The following is a 16,123-nucleotide window of genomic DNA, read 5'->3' as shown; positions in this document are numbered from 1 at the left end:
CGACAACGGTCGGTCAGCGGATCGGAGATGCGCAGGGTGATGACCTGTCAACTGTTCGCCCTCTGCTTCGATGCGAGCCGGCCCCTGCGTCTCGCGCGGTTCTGGTCCGGGCTCCTGGGCTGGGAGACGACCGAGGATCCGCGCGACGGCATCACGCTCCTGCCCGGTGACGACACCGGGTTCCGCATGCGTTTCCTTCCGTCCCAGGAGCGCAAGGTCGGCCAGAACAGGATGCACTTCGATCTGACGAGCACCTCTGTGGAGGACCAGCAGCGGACGGTGGCCAGGGCGCTGGCACTCGGCGCACGGCACATCGACGTCGGCCAGCGTCCGGAGGAAGGTCATGTGGTGCTGGCCGATCCCGAGGGCAACGAGTTCTGCGTCATCGAACCCGGCAACGGCTTCCTGGCCGACTGCGGCTTCATCGGGGCGCTGGCCTGCGACGGTTCGCAGGAAGTCGGTTACTTCTGGAGCGCAGCGCTGGGGTGGCCGTTGGTCTGGGACCAGAACGAGGAGACGGCGATCCGCTCGCCGCACGGCGGCCCGAAGGTCACGTGGGGTGGCCCGCCCCTGATGCCGAGGACGGGCAAGGAGCGGCTGCACTTCGACCTCGCGCCGCCCGTCGACGGTGATCTGCGGGCGGAGGTCGACCGTCTGCTCTCCCTCGGGGCGACTCGCCTCGACCCCGGCCGGGACGAGGCCGGCCGGGTGCCGATGGCCGACCCCGACGGCAACGAGTTCTGTGTGCTGACGCCGCGGTAGCCGACCGGGGCCGGGGTCCGGCGGGAGGCGTTCCGCGGGCGCGACGCGGAACCCGATGCGCCGGGCGACGCGGCCGCCGCCCCGCGGAGGCGGGTGTGCCTGCCGGTGGTCACCACGACCACCGGCACCGGATGCCACGCGTGTGCCCGCGGAAACGGGAAACTCCGACAGCGTGGATCCGCTTCTGCTCACTTTCGGGCACAGCACCGCCGGCCGGGATCAGATCACCGCTCTGTTGCGCCACGCGGGCATCGAGGCCGTGGTGGACGTGCGCACCGCTCCCGGCAGCCGCCGCGACCCCGACCTGTCCCGGCAGCGACTCGCCGAGTGGATGCCGCGCGGTGGGATCGTCTACCGGTGGGAGCCCGCGCTCGGTGGATTCCGCCGACCACCTCCCGACAGCCCGGACACCGTGTGGCGCAACGCCTCCTTCCGTGGCTACGCCGCCCACACGCGCTCCCCCGAGTTCGTCACCGCCATGGACCGTGTGCTGCGGGAAGCCGCTCGCGCCCGCACCGCGGTGATGTGCAGCGAGGCCGTCTGGTGGCGCTGTCACCGCCGCCTGATCGCCGACTTCGCGGTACTCGCCCGCGGCACACCGGTCCACCACCTGATGCACGACGGTCGCATCGGCGCCCACGCCCCCACGGCCGGTGCTCGGCTGCGGGAGGACGGGCTCCTGGTCTACGACGGCGTCGCAGGAACGATCGTCGAACCCGGGCCGGCCTCGGCCACCGGAGACGGGCCCCGGCACAGGACCGGCTGATGAGCGCACCGGCCGCCTCCGTGTCGACCGGGCGTGCGGCCGGTGGCGTCAGCGAGGACCGCCAGGTCCCGCTCAGATGAGATGTAGGTCTCTCGGCGGAGCGGGCGGCGATTATCGCTGGGACGTGTGGGAACTCCGAGTGGGAAGCTCGCCGCCGTGCGACTCCGGCGGAATCCCTCGGGACCGGGGCGGCGAAGTGTCCGTCCGTCGTCTCTAGGAGTGGCCGTGACCGTTCGTATCGGAGTGGAGGAGGAGTTCCATCTCGTCGAGATGGAGACCGGTCTGCTGGTGCCCCGCGCCGACACGGTGCTGCAGGGGCTCCCCAGAGACACCTTCACGACCGAGTTGCAGCAGGCCACCGTGGAGACGAACAGTGGCGTGCACGGGTCGCTGGACGGCCTGTACGCCGACGTGGTCGGCACCAGGCGGCGGCTGGACGTGGCCGCCTCCGCGCACGGGCTGGCCGTGGCGGCCGCCGGGACGGTGCCGCTGGCGTACACGGCGGCCATCCACCCCACCGCCGGCGACCGCTACCGCCACATGGTGGACGAGTACCGGATGGTCGCCGACGAGCAGCTCATCTGCGGACTCCACATCCACGTGGACGTCGCCGACCGCGACATGGCCGTACGGATCATGTGCGAGGTGTCGCCGTGGCTGCACGTACTCCTCGCCCTGTCCGCGAGTTCCCCGTTCTGGCTGGGCGCCGACACCGGCTATGCGAGCTGGCGGACGATGCTGTGGCAGCGCTGGCCGACCGCGGGGCCGATCGGATGTTTCGCGAACGCCGCCGAGTACGACGCGGCCGTGCGCGACCTCATCGGCTCCGGCGTCATCAGCGACGCGGGGATGATCTATTACGACATCCGCCCCTCCGCGCACCAGAAGACCCTCGAGCTGCGCATCTGCGACGCCTGCCCGCGCGCGGAGACGGTCGTGCTGATCGCCGGACTTTACCGCGCCCTCGTGACCGAAGCCCGTCAACGGCTGGAAAGCCCCCGCGCTCCCGTCTGCGAGGGCCGGCACGAGTGGCTGCGGGCCGCGGTCTGGCGGGCCGCCCGCTCCGGCCTTGAGGGAGCCCTGGTCGATCCGGTGACCCACCATGAGGCGCCCGCGGCACAGGTCGTCCGAAGCCTGCTCGATCGGTTGCGCCCGGCGCTCGAGGCCGCGGGAGACTGGCAGACCGTCGAAGCGCTCGCCGAGAAGGCGCTCGTGGACGGCAGCGCCGCCCATCGCATGCGCCGCACGGCCGAGGAAGAGGATCTGCTGGCCTGTACCGATCTGGTCATCGCGGAGACCCGTGGCGACGACGCCAGGCGCTGCCGCCCGGCTCGGGCCAAGACTCCGACGCCGACACCGACTCCGGCCGCCACTCCGACTCCGGCTGCTGGTCCGGCTCCCGCTCCGGCTGCGGCTCCGACCAGGCGGATCCCGCCCCGCGGGCTGAACGTGGAGGACGCCTTCGGCACCGGCCCGGTCCGGATTCCCGGCCGCTGACGGAGGCGCACGCCATGCATGCCGGTCCGTCCGGACGTCCCCGCCCCGCGTTCCCGCTCCCCGAGCGGGACCCGACCCCCACGCACCCCGCGGTCGGCAGCCCCCGGCGCCGCTCCCGACCCCTCGGCGCGCCGCTGTCCGACCCGACCTCGTCCTCGAAAGACGTCCTCGTTCCCGAAGGAGAAGTACCGACCATGTCAGCCAGCTCCACCCAGGCTCCGACGGGCAGGTCCGCGCCCACCTCGACGGTGCGGGCCGCCGACGCGCACCGGGGAGGTGGTGCGTGATGTGCGGCCTGAGCGGGGAGATGCGCTTCGACGGCGGCCGGCCCGACCTGGCGGCCGTACGGCGGATGAGTGACCGGCTCGCCGACCGGGGCCCCGACGGCCAGGGGCTGTGGTCGCAGGGTGCCGTGGCCCTGGCGCACCGACGACTGAAGATCATCGATCTTTCGGAGCAGGGCGCCCAACCGATGACCGATGCCCAGCACGAGATCACGGGCGTGTTCAACGGCTGCGTCTACAACTACAAGGAGCTGCGCGAGGAGCTCCGGGGCCTCGGCCACCACTTCGAGTCGACCTCCGACACCGAGGTCATCCTGAAGGCGTACCGCCAGTGGGGCACCGCGTGCGTCGAACACTTCTACGGCATGTTCGCCTTCGCCCTGGTCGAGCACCGGACCGGCCGTCTGGTGCTGGGGCGCGACCGGCTCGGCATCAAGCCGCTGTACCTGGCGCAGACCCCAGGCCGCCTGCGGTTCGCGTCCACGCTCCCGGCGCTGCTCGCGGGCGGCGACGTCGACACCTCGCTCGATCCGGTGGCCGTTCACCAGTACCTCAGCTGGCACGCGACCGTGGCGGCGCCGCGCACCGTGCTGACCGGGGTGCGCAAGCTCCCGCCGGCCACCGTGCGGGTCGTCGAACCGGACGGCACCTACCGCGAGCACTGCTACTGGCAGCCGTCGTACACGCGCCGCCCCGAACACGCGGACATGAGTCCGAGCGAGTGGCGGGACGCGGTGCTCGATGCGCTGCGCACCGCCGTACGCCGGCGGATGGTGGCCGACGTGCCGGTCGGCGTCCTGCTCTCGGGCGGTCTGGATTCCAGCCTGATCGTGGCGCTGCTGGCCGACGAGGGCCAGCGGGACCTGGCGACCTTCAGCGTGGGCTTCGAGTCGGAGGGCGGCGACGAGGGAGACGAGTTCGTCTACTCCGACCTGGTGGCGAAGGAGTTCGCCACCGACCACCACCAGCTGATGGTCCCCTCCGAGCGGGTGTCGACGGCGCTGGACGGTGCGGTCGCGGCGATGAGCGAGCCGATGATCAGCCACGACGTGGTCGCCTTCCACCTGCTGGCCGAGCAGGTGGCGAAGGAGGTGAAGGTCGTCCAGAGCGGGCAGGGCGCCGACGAGGTGTTCGCCGGCTACGGCTGGTACCCACGCCTGGCCTCGGTCGCCCGCGAGGAGGAACCCGACAGGTACGCCGAGACGTACTTCGACCGGCCGCACGCCGACCTCGCCAGGATGCTGCAGCCGCACATGCTGCCGCGGGACGACGTGTCCGGCCGCTTCGTGCGGGAGCACATGGCGGTGCCGGGGGCCGAGACCGCTCTCGACGCGGCTCTGCGGCTCGACACCCACGTCATGCTCGTGGACGATCCGGTGAAACGGGTCGACAACATGACCATGGACTGTGGCCTCGAAGCCCGTGTGCCCTTCCTGGACCATGAGCTGGTGGAGCTGGCGGCCGCCTGCCCGCCGCACCTGAAACTGGCCGACGGAGGCAAGGGAATCCTGAAGGAGGCGGGCCGCAAACTGCTGCCCGAGGCGGTGGTCGACCGTCCGAAGGGCTACTTCCCGGTCCCGGCGATCACCCATATGGCCGGGCCCGTCCTGGAACGGGTGCGCGAGGCGCTCAACGCCCCCGAGGCGAAGGGACGCGGGCTCTTCAAGGACGCGTACATCGCCGAGCTCCTGGCCGCCCCCGACCGACACCGCACCAAGCGCGGGGCCAACGCGCTGTGGCAAGTGGCTTTGCTGGAGATATGGCTTCAGACACACGGAATCTGACCGACGGACGCGCCGCGGACGGCGCGGAGGAGACGTACGGGCCGGGCGGCACGGAGGACACGCCCGGGCAAGGCGGCACGGTGAGCACGTACGGCCCGGACGGCGCGTACGCCCCGGGCGGTGCGGACGGCACGTTCGGCCCGGGCGGTGCGGACGGCACGTTCGGCCCGGGCGTGGCGCCCGTCGAGCGGCCCGCCGCCGCCCACCCGGCCCGGAACACGAGCGCGGCTCCGCCGGGCGCGGACGACCGTACCCCTGCCCTGGCCGCCCCCGCGCCGGTCCCGCTGCCGGACGCCTCCGGTCCGCGCGACCCCACGACCCGGCTCACCGCCCACGGGTGCTGGTATCCCTCGGCCGATCCCGCCGGAGCGCAGGTGGCCTTCATCTGCGACCGGGGCGGAGTCCCCCAGCTGTGGGCGGGGCCCGTGGACGGGGGCGAGGTGCGTCTGCTCGACTCCGGACCGGACCCCGTCCGCGAGGTGGCCTGGTCGCCCGACGGCCGCTGGATCGCCTACACGACGGCCCCGGGCGGCGGCGAGCACTTGCGGGTGCTGTGCGTACGTCCCGACGGCACCGACCGTCACATCCTGGCCGGAGTCGAGCCGGGCAGCTCGGCCTACCTGGGCTGCTGGGCGCACGACGGATCGGCCGTCGCGGTCACCGTCGCCGTCCCGACGGCCGTACCGACCCTCCAGGAAGCCCTGGCGGAACCCGGCACCACCGAACCCGGCGGCCACGTCGGCCGCGTGTCCGCCGGCTGGTCCGGCCGTGACCGTGACGCCGTCCTCCTCGGCGCGGCACCGCTCACCGGGACGGGGGCCGGGACGCCGTTCGCCTCCGTGACCGCCGACGCGACGATCTCCGGTGCCCCCCGGGACGGCCGGACCGCCCCGGCGTCGGGCTCCGGCGACGGGTTGTCCGCGTACCTGATCGACCCCGACGGTGTGGCGGCCCCGGTTCTGCTCGCCACCGAGACGGACGCGGCGACGCTGCGGGTGTGCGACATCAGCCGCGACGGCGGACTGGCGCTGCTGCGCCGGGGACCCCGGGGACGGCGTGAGGCGGTGGTGCTCCGCACGACCGACCTCACCACGACCTGCGTCATGCCGGTCGCCGACGGTGACCCGTGGATCGGCCGGTTCTCGCCCCGGGCCGACACCCTCTGGCTGCGCAGCAACGCCTACCGGGAGTTCGCGGTCCTGCTCGCCGCCGAGCTCGACTCCGAAGGCCGACCGCGCGGGTGGTCCGTCGCCTCCGAACGCGAGGGCAGCGACCTGGAACTGCTCGGATTCTCCCAGGGCGGCCGGGCCGCGGTCCTGGCCTGGAACGTCCGGGGTGCGAGCGAGGTGGAAGTCGTCGACACGTTCCCGCCCGGGACGGCCGACGCGGTCGTCGGGCCGCCACGGCCCGTGCCCCTCCCCCACGAAGTCGTCACCCGCGTCACGGCGGCGGGCTCGGGGCGGCTGGCGCTGGCCCTGTCCGGATCACAGCGCCGCCCCGGCGTGTGGTGGCTCTCCCAGGGTGTGTCCCTGCTGCGGACCCCTTGGTCGTCCCGGGACGAGGACGCCGTTCCCCCGGGCCGCCCTCCCGTTCGGCCGGTTCCGCTGCACGTGACCGCACGGGACGGCCTGAGCCTGCACGGCTGGTACTACCGCGCGCCGGGGCGCGGACCGGAGGAGCCGGCGCCCTGCGTCATCCATCTGCACGGTGGGCCCGAGGAGCAGGAACGTCCGGTGTTCAACCCGCTCTACCACGAGATCCTGGGGCGAGGACTGGACATCTTCGCCCCGGACGTGCGCGGATCCTCCGGCCACGGCCGGTCCTTCGTGGACGCGGACCTGGGCACGGGCCGGTTCGCCGCGATCGACGACGTGGCCGACTGCGCGGCCCAGGCGGTGCTGGCCGGCCCCGCCGATCCGGCACGGCTGGCCGTCATGGGCCGCTCGTACGGCGGCTATCTCACGTTCGCCTCGCTGGTCTGGCACCCGGATCTGTTCCGCACCGGGGTCGCGGTCTGCGGCATGTCGGACTTCGCGACGTTCTTCGAGGGCACCGAACCGTGGATCGCGCAGTCGGCGGCCCACAAGTACGGCCATCCGCAGCGCGACCGGGAGCTGCTGCACTCGCTGTCGCCGATGAGCCGTATCGACGCGCTGCGCGCGCCGGTGCTCGCCGTCCACGGGGAACACGACACCAATGTGCCGCCGCGGGAGTCGGAGCAGTTCCTCCGGGCGGCACGCGAGCGCGGTCATGCCGCCGAGCTGCTCACGCTGCACAACGAGGGTCACGACTTCCTGCGCGCGGACAACCGGCGCCTGTTCCGCAGGGCCGCCGCGGACTGGCTGGAGCGCCACCTGGCCGGCTGACGGCTCGTCGGCGCGGGCCTCACCCGAGACCGCGGCCGAGGACACATCCGGCGCGCAGCCGGGCTCGCCCCGGAACGGCGCCCACACCGGGCCTCGGGAGCCGGCCGACGTCAGCGCACGCGTCACCCGAGACCGCGGCCGAGGACACATCCGGCGCGCAGCCGGGCTCGCCCCGGAACGGCGCCCACACCGGGCCTCGGGAGCCGGCCGACGTCAGGGCAGGCGTCGCCCGAGACCGCGGCCGAGGACGCATTTCGGAACACGACCGGGCCCGCCCCGGAACGGCGCCCACACCCGGCCTCGGGAGCCGGCCGACGTCAGCGCAGGCGTCACCCGAGACCTCGGCCGAGGACACATCCGGCGCACAGCCGGGCTCGCCCCGGAACGGCGCCCACACCGGGCCTCGGGGGGCGGCGAGGCTCCCTTCCCCCACAGCGGCCGACTGCGGCCGGCCCCGCGACGATCACGGACAGGGCTTCCGGCGCACGATCAGGCGGGCAAACGGCCGTGCACCCTCGGCCAGGGGTCGACGCCCGTCCGACAGGGTTCGCACCCCAACAGGAAGGGGTGAGGCCCATCAGGCAGGGATCGGGATCGGCGCCCGTCGGGCAGGGTGCGGGCGGGCGGCCTTCGCCGCGACCCTGCGCCGTACCACGGGTGCCCCGACGGCCTCGGCCGACGGGTACGCGTCGGCCCGGCGGGTACCCAGGGGTGCACGCCGCGGACGCGGCTCTCCCGAGCGTCCGCACCGAGGAACGAGGAGCGGGCCATGGGTGGCAAGGAGCCGCGGACGGAGCGGGACCGGGCCGAGCACCTGCGCGAGATCGCCGCCGACGTGTTCGGCTGGGAGGCCCTGTTCCCCGAGCAGCTCACCGCCATGGAGTGGGTCCTCGAGGGCGAGGACACCCTCGTCGTGATGCCGACCGGGTCCGGCAAGTCCGCCGTCTACCAGGTCCCCGGGATGATGCTGTCCGGACCGGTCGTGGTCGTGTCGCCGCTGCTGGCCCTCCAGCGGGACCAGATCGCCGGCCTGCCGGACGGCGACCGCGCCCCCGGGGCCGTCGCGGTCAACTCCGACCTCGGCGCCGCGCAGACGGAGGCGGCGTGGGATGCGGTGCGCAGGGGAGAGGCCCGGTTCGTGTACCTGGCGCCGGAGCAGCTGGCCAAGGACGAGGTGCTGGAACGGCTGGCCGAGGTGGAACCCGCCCTGTTCGTGGTCGACGAGGCGCAGTGCGTGTCCTCCTGGGGGCACGACTTCCGACCCGACTACCTGCGCCTGGAGCAGGCCGTACGCCGCGTGGGCGGGCCACCGCTGCTCGCGCTGACCGCGACCGCCGCTCCACCGGTGCGCAGGGAGATCGCGCACCGGCTGGGCATGCGCCGGCCGCGGCTGATGGTGACCGGCTTCGACCGGCCGAACATCAGGCTGGAGGTCCGCCGCTTCCAGGACGAGGACGACCGGCGTCGGGCCGTCGTCGAGCGGGCCGCCGCCGAGCCGAAGCCGGGGATCGTCTACGCCGCGACCCGCAAGGACAGCGAGTACTACGCCCGCGAACTGGCCTCCCTGGGACTGGCGGCCGAGGCGTACCACGCCGGACTGCGTGCCGCCGAACGCGCCCGGATCCACGACGCCTTCCTCTCCGGCGCGGCGGATGTCGTGGTGGCGACCTCGGCGTTCGGCATGGGCATCGACAAGGACGACGTACGGTTCGTGCTGCACGCGTCGCTGCCGGGGTCCCTGGACGCCTACTACCAGGAGATCGGACGCTGTGGGAGGGACGGACGCCCGGCCCTCGCCGTCCTGCACCAGCGGCCGCAGGACACGGGGATGCAGACCTATTTCGCCGGCCGGGCCCCGAGCCGCGACACCGTGTCCGACGTGGTCGACGCCGTCCACGAGCGCGGCACGGACCCCGTCGGCATCGAGGAGCTGCGGCAGGACACGGGCCTGTCCAGGAACCGGGTCACCGCCGCGGTGAATCTGCTGGAGGAGGCCGATGCGGCCGCCACCGGGGAGGAGGGAGAAGTGCGTCCGGCTCCCGGGGTGTCGCCCGGCCGGGCGGTGGAGCAGGCCGTGGAGACGGCCGAGGCGCACCGCCGGACCGAGCGGTCACGGGTCGAGATGGCACGAGCCTATGCCGAGACGACCGGCTGCCGACGGCGCTTCCTGCTCGGCTACTTCGGTGAGGACTACGAGGCGCCGTGCGAGAACTGCGACACCTGCGACAGCCGTGAGGAGGACGGCGCCGTGGGCGGGCACGAGGAGCGGCCCTCCCACCCCGCGGCGGCCTCCTTTCCCGTCGGAACCGAGGTCCGGCACGAGCAGTGGGGCGAGGGCACGGTGCTGAGCGAGGACGGGGACCGGATCACCGTGCTGTTCGACCGGTCGGGGTACCGCACGCTGGCGCTGGAGGCGGTGGCCGGGCGGGACGATCTCCTCACGGTGCTGCGCAGACCGGGCGACGAGCGGTCGGCCACCTGACGCGGCGGCGGTCGGCGGGCCGGACCGCTGTCAGGTGTGGGAGAGGGCGAAGGAGACCAGGAAACCGCAGACGGTGATCAGGCCGATGGTCAGCTGGGCGTCGTGGAAGGCCTCGGGGATCATCGTGTCGGCGATCATGGCGAGGATCGCACCGGCGGCCACCGCCGTGACCGCCGCGATCACGGCCGGGGAGAACGCCCCGATGACGGTGTAGCCGAGGACGGCGGAGACGGTGCTCGCCGCCGCGATCGACGTCCACACCCCGAAGACGTACGCCTTGCCGCGCCCGGCCCGTTTCATCCCCGCCGAACTGGACAGCCCCTCGGGGACGTTGCTGATGAACACCGCTGCCACGGTCACCAGGCTGACCGTCCCGCCGTCGAGCAGGCTGACCCCGATGACCGCCGACTCCGGGATGCCGTCCAGCAGGGCTCCGAGCGCCAGCGCCATCCCGGATCCGCCCTGCTGGACCTCCGACGGCTGGGACTGCGCCGGCTGGTGGCCGGAGCGCTTGCGGTGCCGGGCGCCGCGGCCGGCCAGCCAGACGTTGCCCGCGGTGTAGGCGAGCGCGCCGACGAGCGTGCCGATCGCCGCAGGGGCCAGCCCGGCCTGGTCGTACGCCTCACCGACCAGTTCGAAGGAGACCGCCGACAGCAGCACCCCGGCGCCGAAGGCCATCACCGTGGCGATCGCCTTCTGCGGCACGCGCAGCCCGTAGCCGAGCGCGGCACCGACGAGCAGCGCGGAGCCCGCCAGTGACCCCCAGAGTCCCGCCTGCACCACTTCGGCCATGCCGCTACCGGTACCCGTGGCCTTCCCGGCATCACTCACGTCGGCGATCGGTGAGCCCATCGGGTCTCCCGCTCGTCGGCGGTCGGCCCCCTGTGCACCGATCCGGTCATGTCATATGTCGGTCGGAATGTCATCTCGGCTGACCCGGCAGGGGGAACCATGCCGCCTCCAGCCACCAGCGGTGGCCGGAACGCGCCGATGGTGGACAGACTCGATGCGAGATCTGTGCGCGTAGGCCGCGGCGGGGAACCCGTCGGCCCACGAGCTGCCCCCTGCACCGAGGAGAAGCCCCCCATGACCTTCAACCCACTGGAGCAGCGGGGCATCCCGCTGGACCGCCAGCTGCGCAGCTGGCGTGAGCTGAACGTGCAGCCCATCGACCCCGACCGCTGCGACCCGTACACCCGGTGCCGGATCATCACGATGAACGGCATCGAGGTCGAGGCGATCTTCTTCAGCCACCAGCTCGCCCGCAACACCATGGACCCGGAGGTGAAGCGGCAGCTCGCGCGGACCCGCTACATCGAGGCGCAGCAGCAGAAGGTCGTGAACTGGCTGCTGCCCGGGGTGTCTTCCGTGCTGGAGACGACGATCGCCTATGAGCAGGTGGCGGTGGACCTGACGGCGTGGGTGGCGCGGATGGAGCCCGACCCGTACCTGAAGCAGGCGTACCAGTTCGGTGTGCTGGAGGACTTCGACCATCTGTACCGGTACGCGAACCTGTACGAGATGATCGAGCACCGCAAGGCGGAGTCGATCGTCGACAACCTCACCGAGGTCATGCCGGGCCGGCCCACGAAGTTCCACCACCGCGACCCGGCCGACAACGTCCGCGATCCGTACGCCAAGGACGAGACGAACCCGCTGTCCAAGCTGCACGCGCTGACGATCATGTCGGCGGAGCAGCAGACGATGAACTTCTACATGAACACCGGTCCCACCTACATGGAGCCGATCGCCCGTCAGCTCTACCAGGAGATCGGGCTCATCGAGGAGGAGCACGTCACCCACTACGAGTCGCTCGTCGACCCGGGTGAGACGTGGTGGGAGCAGCTGGTCAACCACGAGTACAACGAGTGTTACCTGTACTACTCCTTCATGGAGCAGGAGAGCGACCCGAAGGTCAAGGCGATCTGGGAGCTGCACCTGAACATGGAGCTGGAGCACCTGCACAGCGCGTGCGACCTGATGCGCCGTCACGATGGCCGCGAGCCGCAGGAGGTCCTGGCGCCGGAGCTGCCGAACGTGCTCACCTTCGAGCCGAACAAGCAGTACGTGCGCGAGCTGCTGGACACGCAGATGGACTTGACCACGCTGGGCGCGGGATACGTGCGCGAGGCCCACGAGCGGTTCGAGAAGATGCAGGAGCAGATCCACGGCGGCGAGCAGCCGCCGAGCGAGCGGGTCATCGCCGAGCACGACGACATGTTCGGCCGCGAGTACCGGGTGCAGTCCGAGGGCGAGCACCCCGACCCCGCGATGCGCGAGAAGTGAGGCGGCACGTCATGTCGGAACTGCACACTCCCCAGGCCGGGGACGACCGGGCGGCGGACATCGACGTCGTCGCGCTGCTGATGCGTCAGCACGGCGACATCCGCAACCTCTTCGACGAGGTCGAGCAGAGCGAGGGCGAGGAACGCCGCGACGCCTTCCACCGCCTGGTCCGGCTGCTCGCCGTGCACGAGACGGCCGAGGAGGAGGTCGTCCACCCCTTCGCCCGGCGGGCGCTGCCGGGCGGTGAGCAGGTCGTCGAGGACCGCCTCGCCGAGGAACGGGCGGCCAAGGAGACCCTCGCCGCCCTGGACGAGATGGACACCGACGACCCAGAGTTCCTGCCGCGGCTGCGGGCCCTGCGCACGGACGTGCAGGAGCACGCCCGCGCCGAGGAACGCTACGAGTTCACCCACATCCGCCGCAGCACCGACGTCACCGACCTCGCCTCCATGGCGAAGGCGGTCAAGGCCGCCGAGGCCATCGCCCCCACCCGTCCCCACCCCGGAGTCGAGTCCGGCGCGGCCAACGTGGCCCTCGGCCCGGTCGCCGCTCTCATGGACCGGACCAAGGACGCCGTCCGCAAGGCCATGGGCAACGGCTGACGGGACGGGGTACGAAGCACGTCGAACCACGGCGGTCCATGCTCGTGTGCACCCTCCTGGGCGCCGCGGTCATGGACCGCCGTGCATCACTTCCACGAACCGCTCCACCTCCGTTGCCGGGCTGGCGTCGGACGGCCTCGCGGCCTGCTGCACTGGTGAGGCCGTGGGAAAGAGGGGCACTCGAGCGGGGATCCGGTGCGGTGCGGTGGGAGAGTGAGGGACGTGACCGACGTCGACGCGTTCATGGACCGGCTGAATCCCGAGATGTGCGTGGTCACCGCCGTGGCGGGCGCCGAACGGTCGGGGTGTCTGGTCGGGTTCTCCTCGCAGTGCTCCATCCGGCCCGTGCGGTTCGCGGTGTGGCTCTCCAAGGCCAACCACACCTACCGGGTGGCCCAAGCCGCGACCTGCCTGACCGTCCATCTGCTGGACCGTGACCAGCACGGGCTGGCGGCCCTGTTCGGCGGGCAGACCGGCGACCGGGTCGACAAGTTCGCGCAGGTGCGGTGGACGCGGGGGCACGGCGGCTCGGTCGTGCTGGAGGACGCGGCGGCCTGGTTCGTCGGCACCGTCGAACAGCGCGTCGACGCGGGCGACCACGTCGGCTTCGTCCTCGCGCCCGTGCAGTGGGGCGGCCGGGCCGACGGCTCCCCGCTACGGCTCGACGACGCGCTCGACATCAGCCCCGGCCACCCGGCGTGACGCCGGCCCTCATCGCCACAGGAGGACGAAGGATGCGGCGACGGCGACGAAACCGGCGTTCGTGGCCAGTGTCCAGGCCACGCAGCGCAGCCGCAGTGTCCGGTAGCGGCGCTCGTACTCACCGCGCAGGGACACACAACGGGCCGCCACCTTCTCCAGGTCGCCGCGAGCCCGGGTGAGGCTGTCCGCCACATAGCGCTGTTCGATCTCTTCGCGCTGGGCGGTGGTGGTCCATTCCATGGGTGCGACGAACTCACGCGCGCGTCTCTCCGCCTCCATGATCTTGGCCTGCCACAGCAGGTACCCCTCCACCTCGTTGCCGAGGTCGACGTTCGTGGCTTCTCGGTGCGACGGATCACTCATCAGCATCCCCTGTCACTCGCTAGCGGACGCCGTGCGCTGCGGCCTCGGCCATCGCCACGTCGGGGTGGTGCAGGTCGAACGCCGGGGATTCGCTGCGGATCCGCGGCAGGGTGATGAAGTTGTGCCGCGGCGGCGGGCAGGAGGTCGCCCACTCCATGGAGCGGCCGTAGCCCCACGGGTCGTCGACGCCGACCGGCTTGCCGTACTTGGCCGTCCACCACACGTTGTACAGGAACGGGAGCATCGACAGGCCCAGCAGGAAGGAGGCGATCGTCGAGACCACGTTGAGGGCGGTGAAGCCGTCGGCGGCCAGGTAGTCCACGTAGCGGCGCGGCATGCCCTCGGCGCCCAGCCAGTGCTGGACCAGGAAGGTGCCGTGGAAGCCGACGAACAGCGTCCAGAAGGTGATCTTGCCGAGGCGCTCGTCGAGCATCTTGCCGGTCCACTTCGGCCACCAGAAGTGGAAGCCGGAGAACATCGCGAAGACGACGGTGCCGAAGACGACGTAGTGGAAGTGCGCCACCACGAAGTACGAGTCGGACACGTGGAAGTCCATCGGCGGCGAGGCCAGGATGACACCGGTCAGGCCACCGAAGAGGAACGTCACGAGGAATCCCGCGGCCCACAGCATCGGCGTCTCGAAGGAGACTGATCCCTTCCACATGGTGCCGATCCAGTTGAAGAACTTCACGCCGGTCGGGACGGCGATGAGGAACGTCATGAAGGAGAAGAACGGCAGCAGGACACCGCCGGTGACATACATGTGGTGCGCCCACACGGTCAGGGAGAGACCCGCGATCGAGATCGTCGCCGCGACCAGGCCCATGTAGCCGAAGATGGGCTTGCGGGAGAAGACGGGGATGACTTCGGTGATGATCCCGAAGAACGGCAGGGCGATGATGTACACCTCCGGGTGCCCGAAGAACCAGAAGAGGTGCTGCCACAGCAGCGGACCGCCGTTGGCCGCGTCGTAGACGTGGGCGCCGAACTTGCGGTCCGCCTCCAGGGCGAACAGCGCGGCCGCCAGGACCGGGAAGGCCAGCAGGACCAGGACGCTGGTCAGCAGGACGTTCCAGGTGAAGATCGGCATGCGGAACATCGTCATGCCCGGTGCGCGCATGCAGATGATCGTGGTGATGAAGTTGACCGCTCCGAGGATGGTGCCGAAGCCGGAGAACGCCAGGCCCATGACCCACAGGTCACCGCCGAGGCCGGGAGTACGGGTGGCGTCCGAGAGCGGGGTGTAGGCGAACCAGCCGAAGTCGGCCGCCCCGTTCGGGGTGAGGAAGCCGCTGACGGCGATGAGCGAGCCGAACAGGTACAGCCAGTAGGCGAACATGTTCAGCCGCGGGAAGGCCACGTCGGGCGCGCCGATCTGGAGCGGCATGATCCAGTTCGTGAAGCCGGCGAACAGCGGCGTCGCGAACATCAGCAGCATGATCGTGCCGTGCATCGTGAACGCCTGGTTGTACTGCTCGTTGGAGATCAGCTGCAGGCCGGGACGGCCCAGCTCGGCGCGCATGACGAGCGCCAACGCGCCTCCGATGAGGAAGAACGCGAAGGACGTCGTCAGGTACAGCGTGCCGATCGTCTTGTGGTCCGTGGTGGTCAGCCACTTGATGACGATCTCCCCGCGGCGCTGGCGCCGGATCGGCAGCTCGTCCTCGTAGTGGGTTCCTGCTTCCGCGGCACCCTGCGGTTCGTCGACGATGCTCAAAGCGTGCTTCTCCCCATACTCGTGGCGCACCCGTGCGATCGCGTGCGTCAGCCGACATCCTGGCCGTCGCGGCATGCGAGGGGGCCATGGGAAGGAGCGGCACGCCGCCACTCGCGTGATTGCTGCACCCGGTTGGAGCAGTGGAGTCCGCGCGGCGGCGGCCGAACCTCATGCCGCACCGGGCCGGACACGCCGTCGCAGCGTTCCTGTACGCGGGCACCGGCCGGGCCGCCACGCCCCCGTCGCGGCGACGGCGCCTCGCGGCGGGCGCCCGGTCAGGGCAGGTGCGCCGCTCCGGGCGTGCCACCACCGATCGGGCGCGCTCGTTAGCCTGTTCGCCGACTCTGACGAATCGTCAACCGTCTTGGTTCGCGCTCCAGCGACCTGCGCGTTCGCTCCCCTCGCGGTGATCAGTGCGCCTACCCGGGTGACGCATGTGCCCAACCGTCGTATTGCGGCGGTGACTGCGGGCCGATTGCCTCGTCAGTGGCGTACAAAAGAGGCGCCGCACA

12 protein-coding genes are annotated in these 16,123 nt (G+C 71.7%); 9 read left to right on the top strand and 3 right to left on the bottom strand.

Features of this window, described 5'->3' with window-relative positions:
* Positions 1–39: 39 nt before the first annotated feature.
* The 6 genes from ACIHAR_RS27660 to ACIHAR_RS27635 all read left to right on the top strand — a co-directional run bounded on the left by ACIHAR_RS27660 (position 40) and on the right by ACIHAR_RS27635 (position 9,941).
* Positions 40–762 (top strand): VOC family protein, encoded by a 723-nt coding sequence (locus ACIHAR_RS27660; RefSeq protein ID WP_400022410.1) that lies wholly within the window; start codon positions 40–42, stop codon positions 760–762.
* A 172-nt stretch (positions 763–934) separates the two neighbouring features.
* Complete coding sequence (locus tag ACIHAR_RS27655; protein WP_400022409.1) at positions 935–1,528, top strand: DUF488 family protein; 594 nt, start codon at positions 935–937, stop codon at positions 1,526–1,528.
* A gap of 225 nt (positions 1,529–1,753) precedes the next feature.
* Positions 1,754–3,025 (top strand): glutamate--cysteine ligase, encoded by a 1,272-nt coding sequence (locus ACIHAR_RS27650; RefSeq protein ID WP_365453887.1) that lies wholly within the window; start codon positions 1,754–1,756, stop codon positions 3,023–3,025.
* 286 nt (positions 3,026–3,311) lie between these two features.
* A complete protein-coding gene (locus tag ACIHAR_RS27645) occupies positions 3,312–5,093 on the top strand; it encodes an N-acetylglutaminylglutamine amidotransferase (RefSeq protein WP_400022408.1) in 1,782 nt (593 codons plus the stop codon).
* Positions 5,069–7,459: a S9 family peptidase gene (locus ACIHAR_RS27640; RefSeq protein ID WP_400022407.1), complete on the top strand. Its 2,391-nt coding sequence runs from the start codon at positions 5,069–5,071 to the stop codon at positions 7,457–7,459. The genes ACIHAR_RS27645 and ACIHAR_RS27640 overlap by 25 nt, the downstream gene beginning before the upstream one ends.
* 769 nt (positions 7,460–8,228) lie before the next feature.
* A complete protein-coding gene (locus tag ACIHAR_RS27635) occupies positions 8,229–9,941 on the top strand; it encodes a RecQ family ATP-dependent DNA helicase (RefSeq protein ID WP_400022406.1) in 1,713 nt (570 codons plus the stop codon).
* A 30-nt stretch (positions 9,942–9,971) separates the two neighbouring features.
* Here the strand turns inward: ACIHAR_RS27635 and ACIHAR_RS27630 are convergent, their stop codons facing one another.
* Positions 9,972–10,733 (bottom strand): ZIP family metal transporter, encoded by a 762-nt coding sequence (locus ACIHAR_RS27630; RefSeq protein WP_400022405.1) that lies wholly within the window; start codon positions 10,731–10,733, stop codon positions 9,972–9,974.
* Between the two features lie 294 nt (positions 10,734–11,027).
* Here ACIHAR_RS27630 and ACIHAR_RS27625 point away from each other — a divergent pair, with 294 nt between their 5' ends.
* The 3 genes from ACIHAR_RS27625 to ACIHAR_RS27615 all read left to right on the top strand — a co-directional run bounded on the left by ACIHAR_RS27625 (position 11,028) and on the right by ACIHAR_RS27615 (position 13,531).
* Positions 11,028–12,227: a hypothetical protein gene (locus ACIHAR_RS27625; protein ID WP_400022404.1), complete on the top strand. Its 1,200-nt coding sequence runs from the start codon at positions 11,028–11,030 to the stop codon at positions 12,225–12,227.
* Between the two features lie 11 nt (positions 12,228–12,238).
* Positions 12,239–12,829: a hemerythrin domain-containing protein gene (locus ACIHAR_RS27620; RefSeq protein WP_400022403.1), complete on the top strand. Its 591-nt coding sequence runs from the start codon at positions 12,239–12,241 to the stop codon at positions 12,827–12,829.
* Positions 12,830–13,051: 222 nt separating this feature from the next.
* Complete coding sequence (locus ACIHAR_RS27615) at positions 13,052–13,531, top strand: flavin reductase family protein (protein ID WP_400022402.1); 480 nt, start codon at positions 13,052–13,054, stop codon at positions 13,529–13,531.
* Positions 13,532–13,540: 9 nt separating this feature from the next.
* On the opposite strand, the gene ACIHAR_RS27610 is transcribed toward ACIHAR_RS27615, so the two are convergent.
* Together ACIHAR_RS27610 and ctaD are read right to left on the bottom strand one after the other, a co-directional pair.
* The gene (locus ACIHAR_RS27610) at positions 13,541–13,894 is read right to left on the bottom strand and encodes a cytochrome C oxidase subunit I (RefSeq protein WP_400022401.1); all 354 of its coding nucleotides are present in this window, start codon (positions 13,892–13,894) and stop codon (positions 13,541–13,543) included.
* A gap of 19 nt (positions 13,895–13,913) precedes the next feature.
* Entirely contained in the window at positions 13,914–15,611 is a 1,698-nt protein-coding gene (gene ctaD / locus ACIHAR_RS27605) for a cytochrome c oxidase subunit I (RefSeq protein ID WP_400022400.1), read from the bottom strand.
* Between the last annotated feature and the right edge of the window lie 512 nt (positions 15,612–16,123).

It is taken from the genome of Streptomyces sp. NPDC052016, assembly GCF_044548445.1.
GTDB lineage: Bacteria > Actinomycetota > Actinomycetes > Streptomycetales > Streptomycetaceae > Streptomyces.
The sequence above is the reverse complement of the archived record's forward strand: the minus strand, read 5'-3'. Positions and strand labels throughout refer to the sequence as shown.

Excerpts from the sequence above, each read along its gene's own strand:
- ACIHAR_RS27660 (WP_400022410.1), top strand. The coding sequence starts at position 40 with ATGACCTGTCAACTGTTCGCCCTCTGCTTCGATGCGAGCCGGCCCCTG.
- ACIHAR_RS27645 (WP_400022408.1), top strand. The coding sequence starts at position 3,312 with ATGTGCGGCCTGAGCGGGGAGATGCGCTTCGACGGCGGCCGGCCCGAC.
- ACIHAR_RS27640 (WP_400022407.1), top strand. The coding sequence starts at position 5,069 with ATGGCTTCAGACACACGGAATCTGACCGACGGACGCGCCGCGGACGGC.
- ACIHAR_RS27635 (WP_400022406.1), top strand. The coding sequence starts at position 8,229 with ATGGGTGGCAAGGAGCCGCGGACGGAGCGGGACCGGGCCGAGCACCTG.
- ACIHAR_RS27630 (WP_400022405.1), bottom strand. The coding sequence starts at position 10,733 with ATGGCCGAAGTGGTGCAGGCGGGACTCTGGGGGTCACTGGCGGGCTCC.
- ACIHAR_RS27625 (WP_400022404.1), top strand. The coding sequence starts at position 11,028 with ATGACCTTCAACCCACTGGAGCAGCGGGGCATCCCGCTGGACCGCCAG.
- ACIHAR_RS27620 (WP_400022403.1), top strand. The coding sequence starts at position 12,239 with ATGTCGGAACTGCACACTCCCCAGGCCGGGGACGACCGGGCGGCGGAC.
- ACIHAR_RS27610 (WP_400022401.1), bottom strand. The coding sequence starts at position 13,894 with ATGAGTGATCCGTCGCACCGAGAAGCCACGAACGTCGACCTCGGCAAC.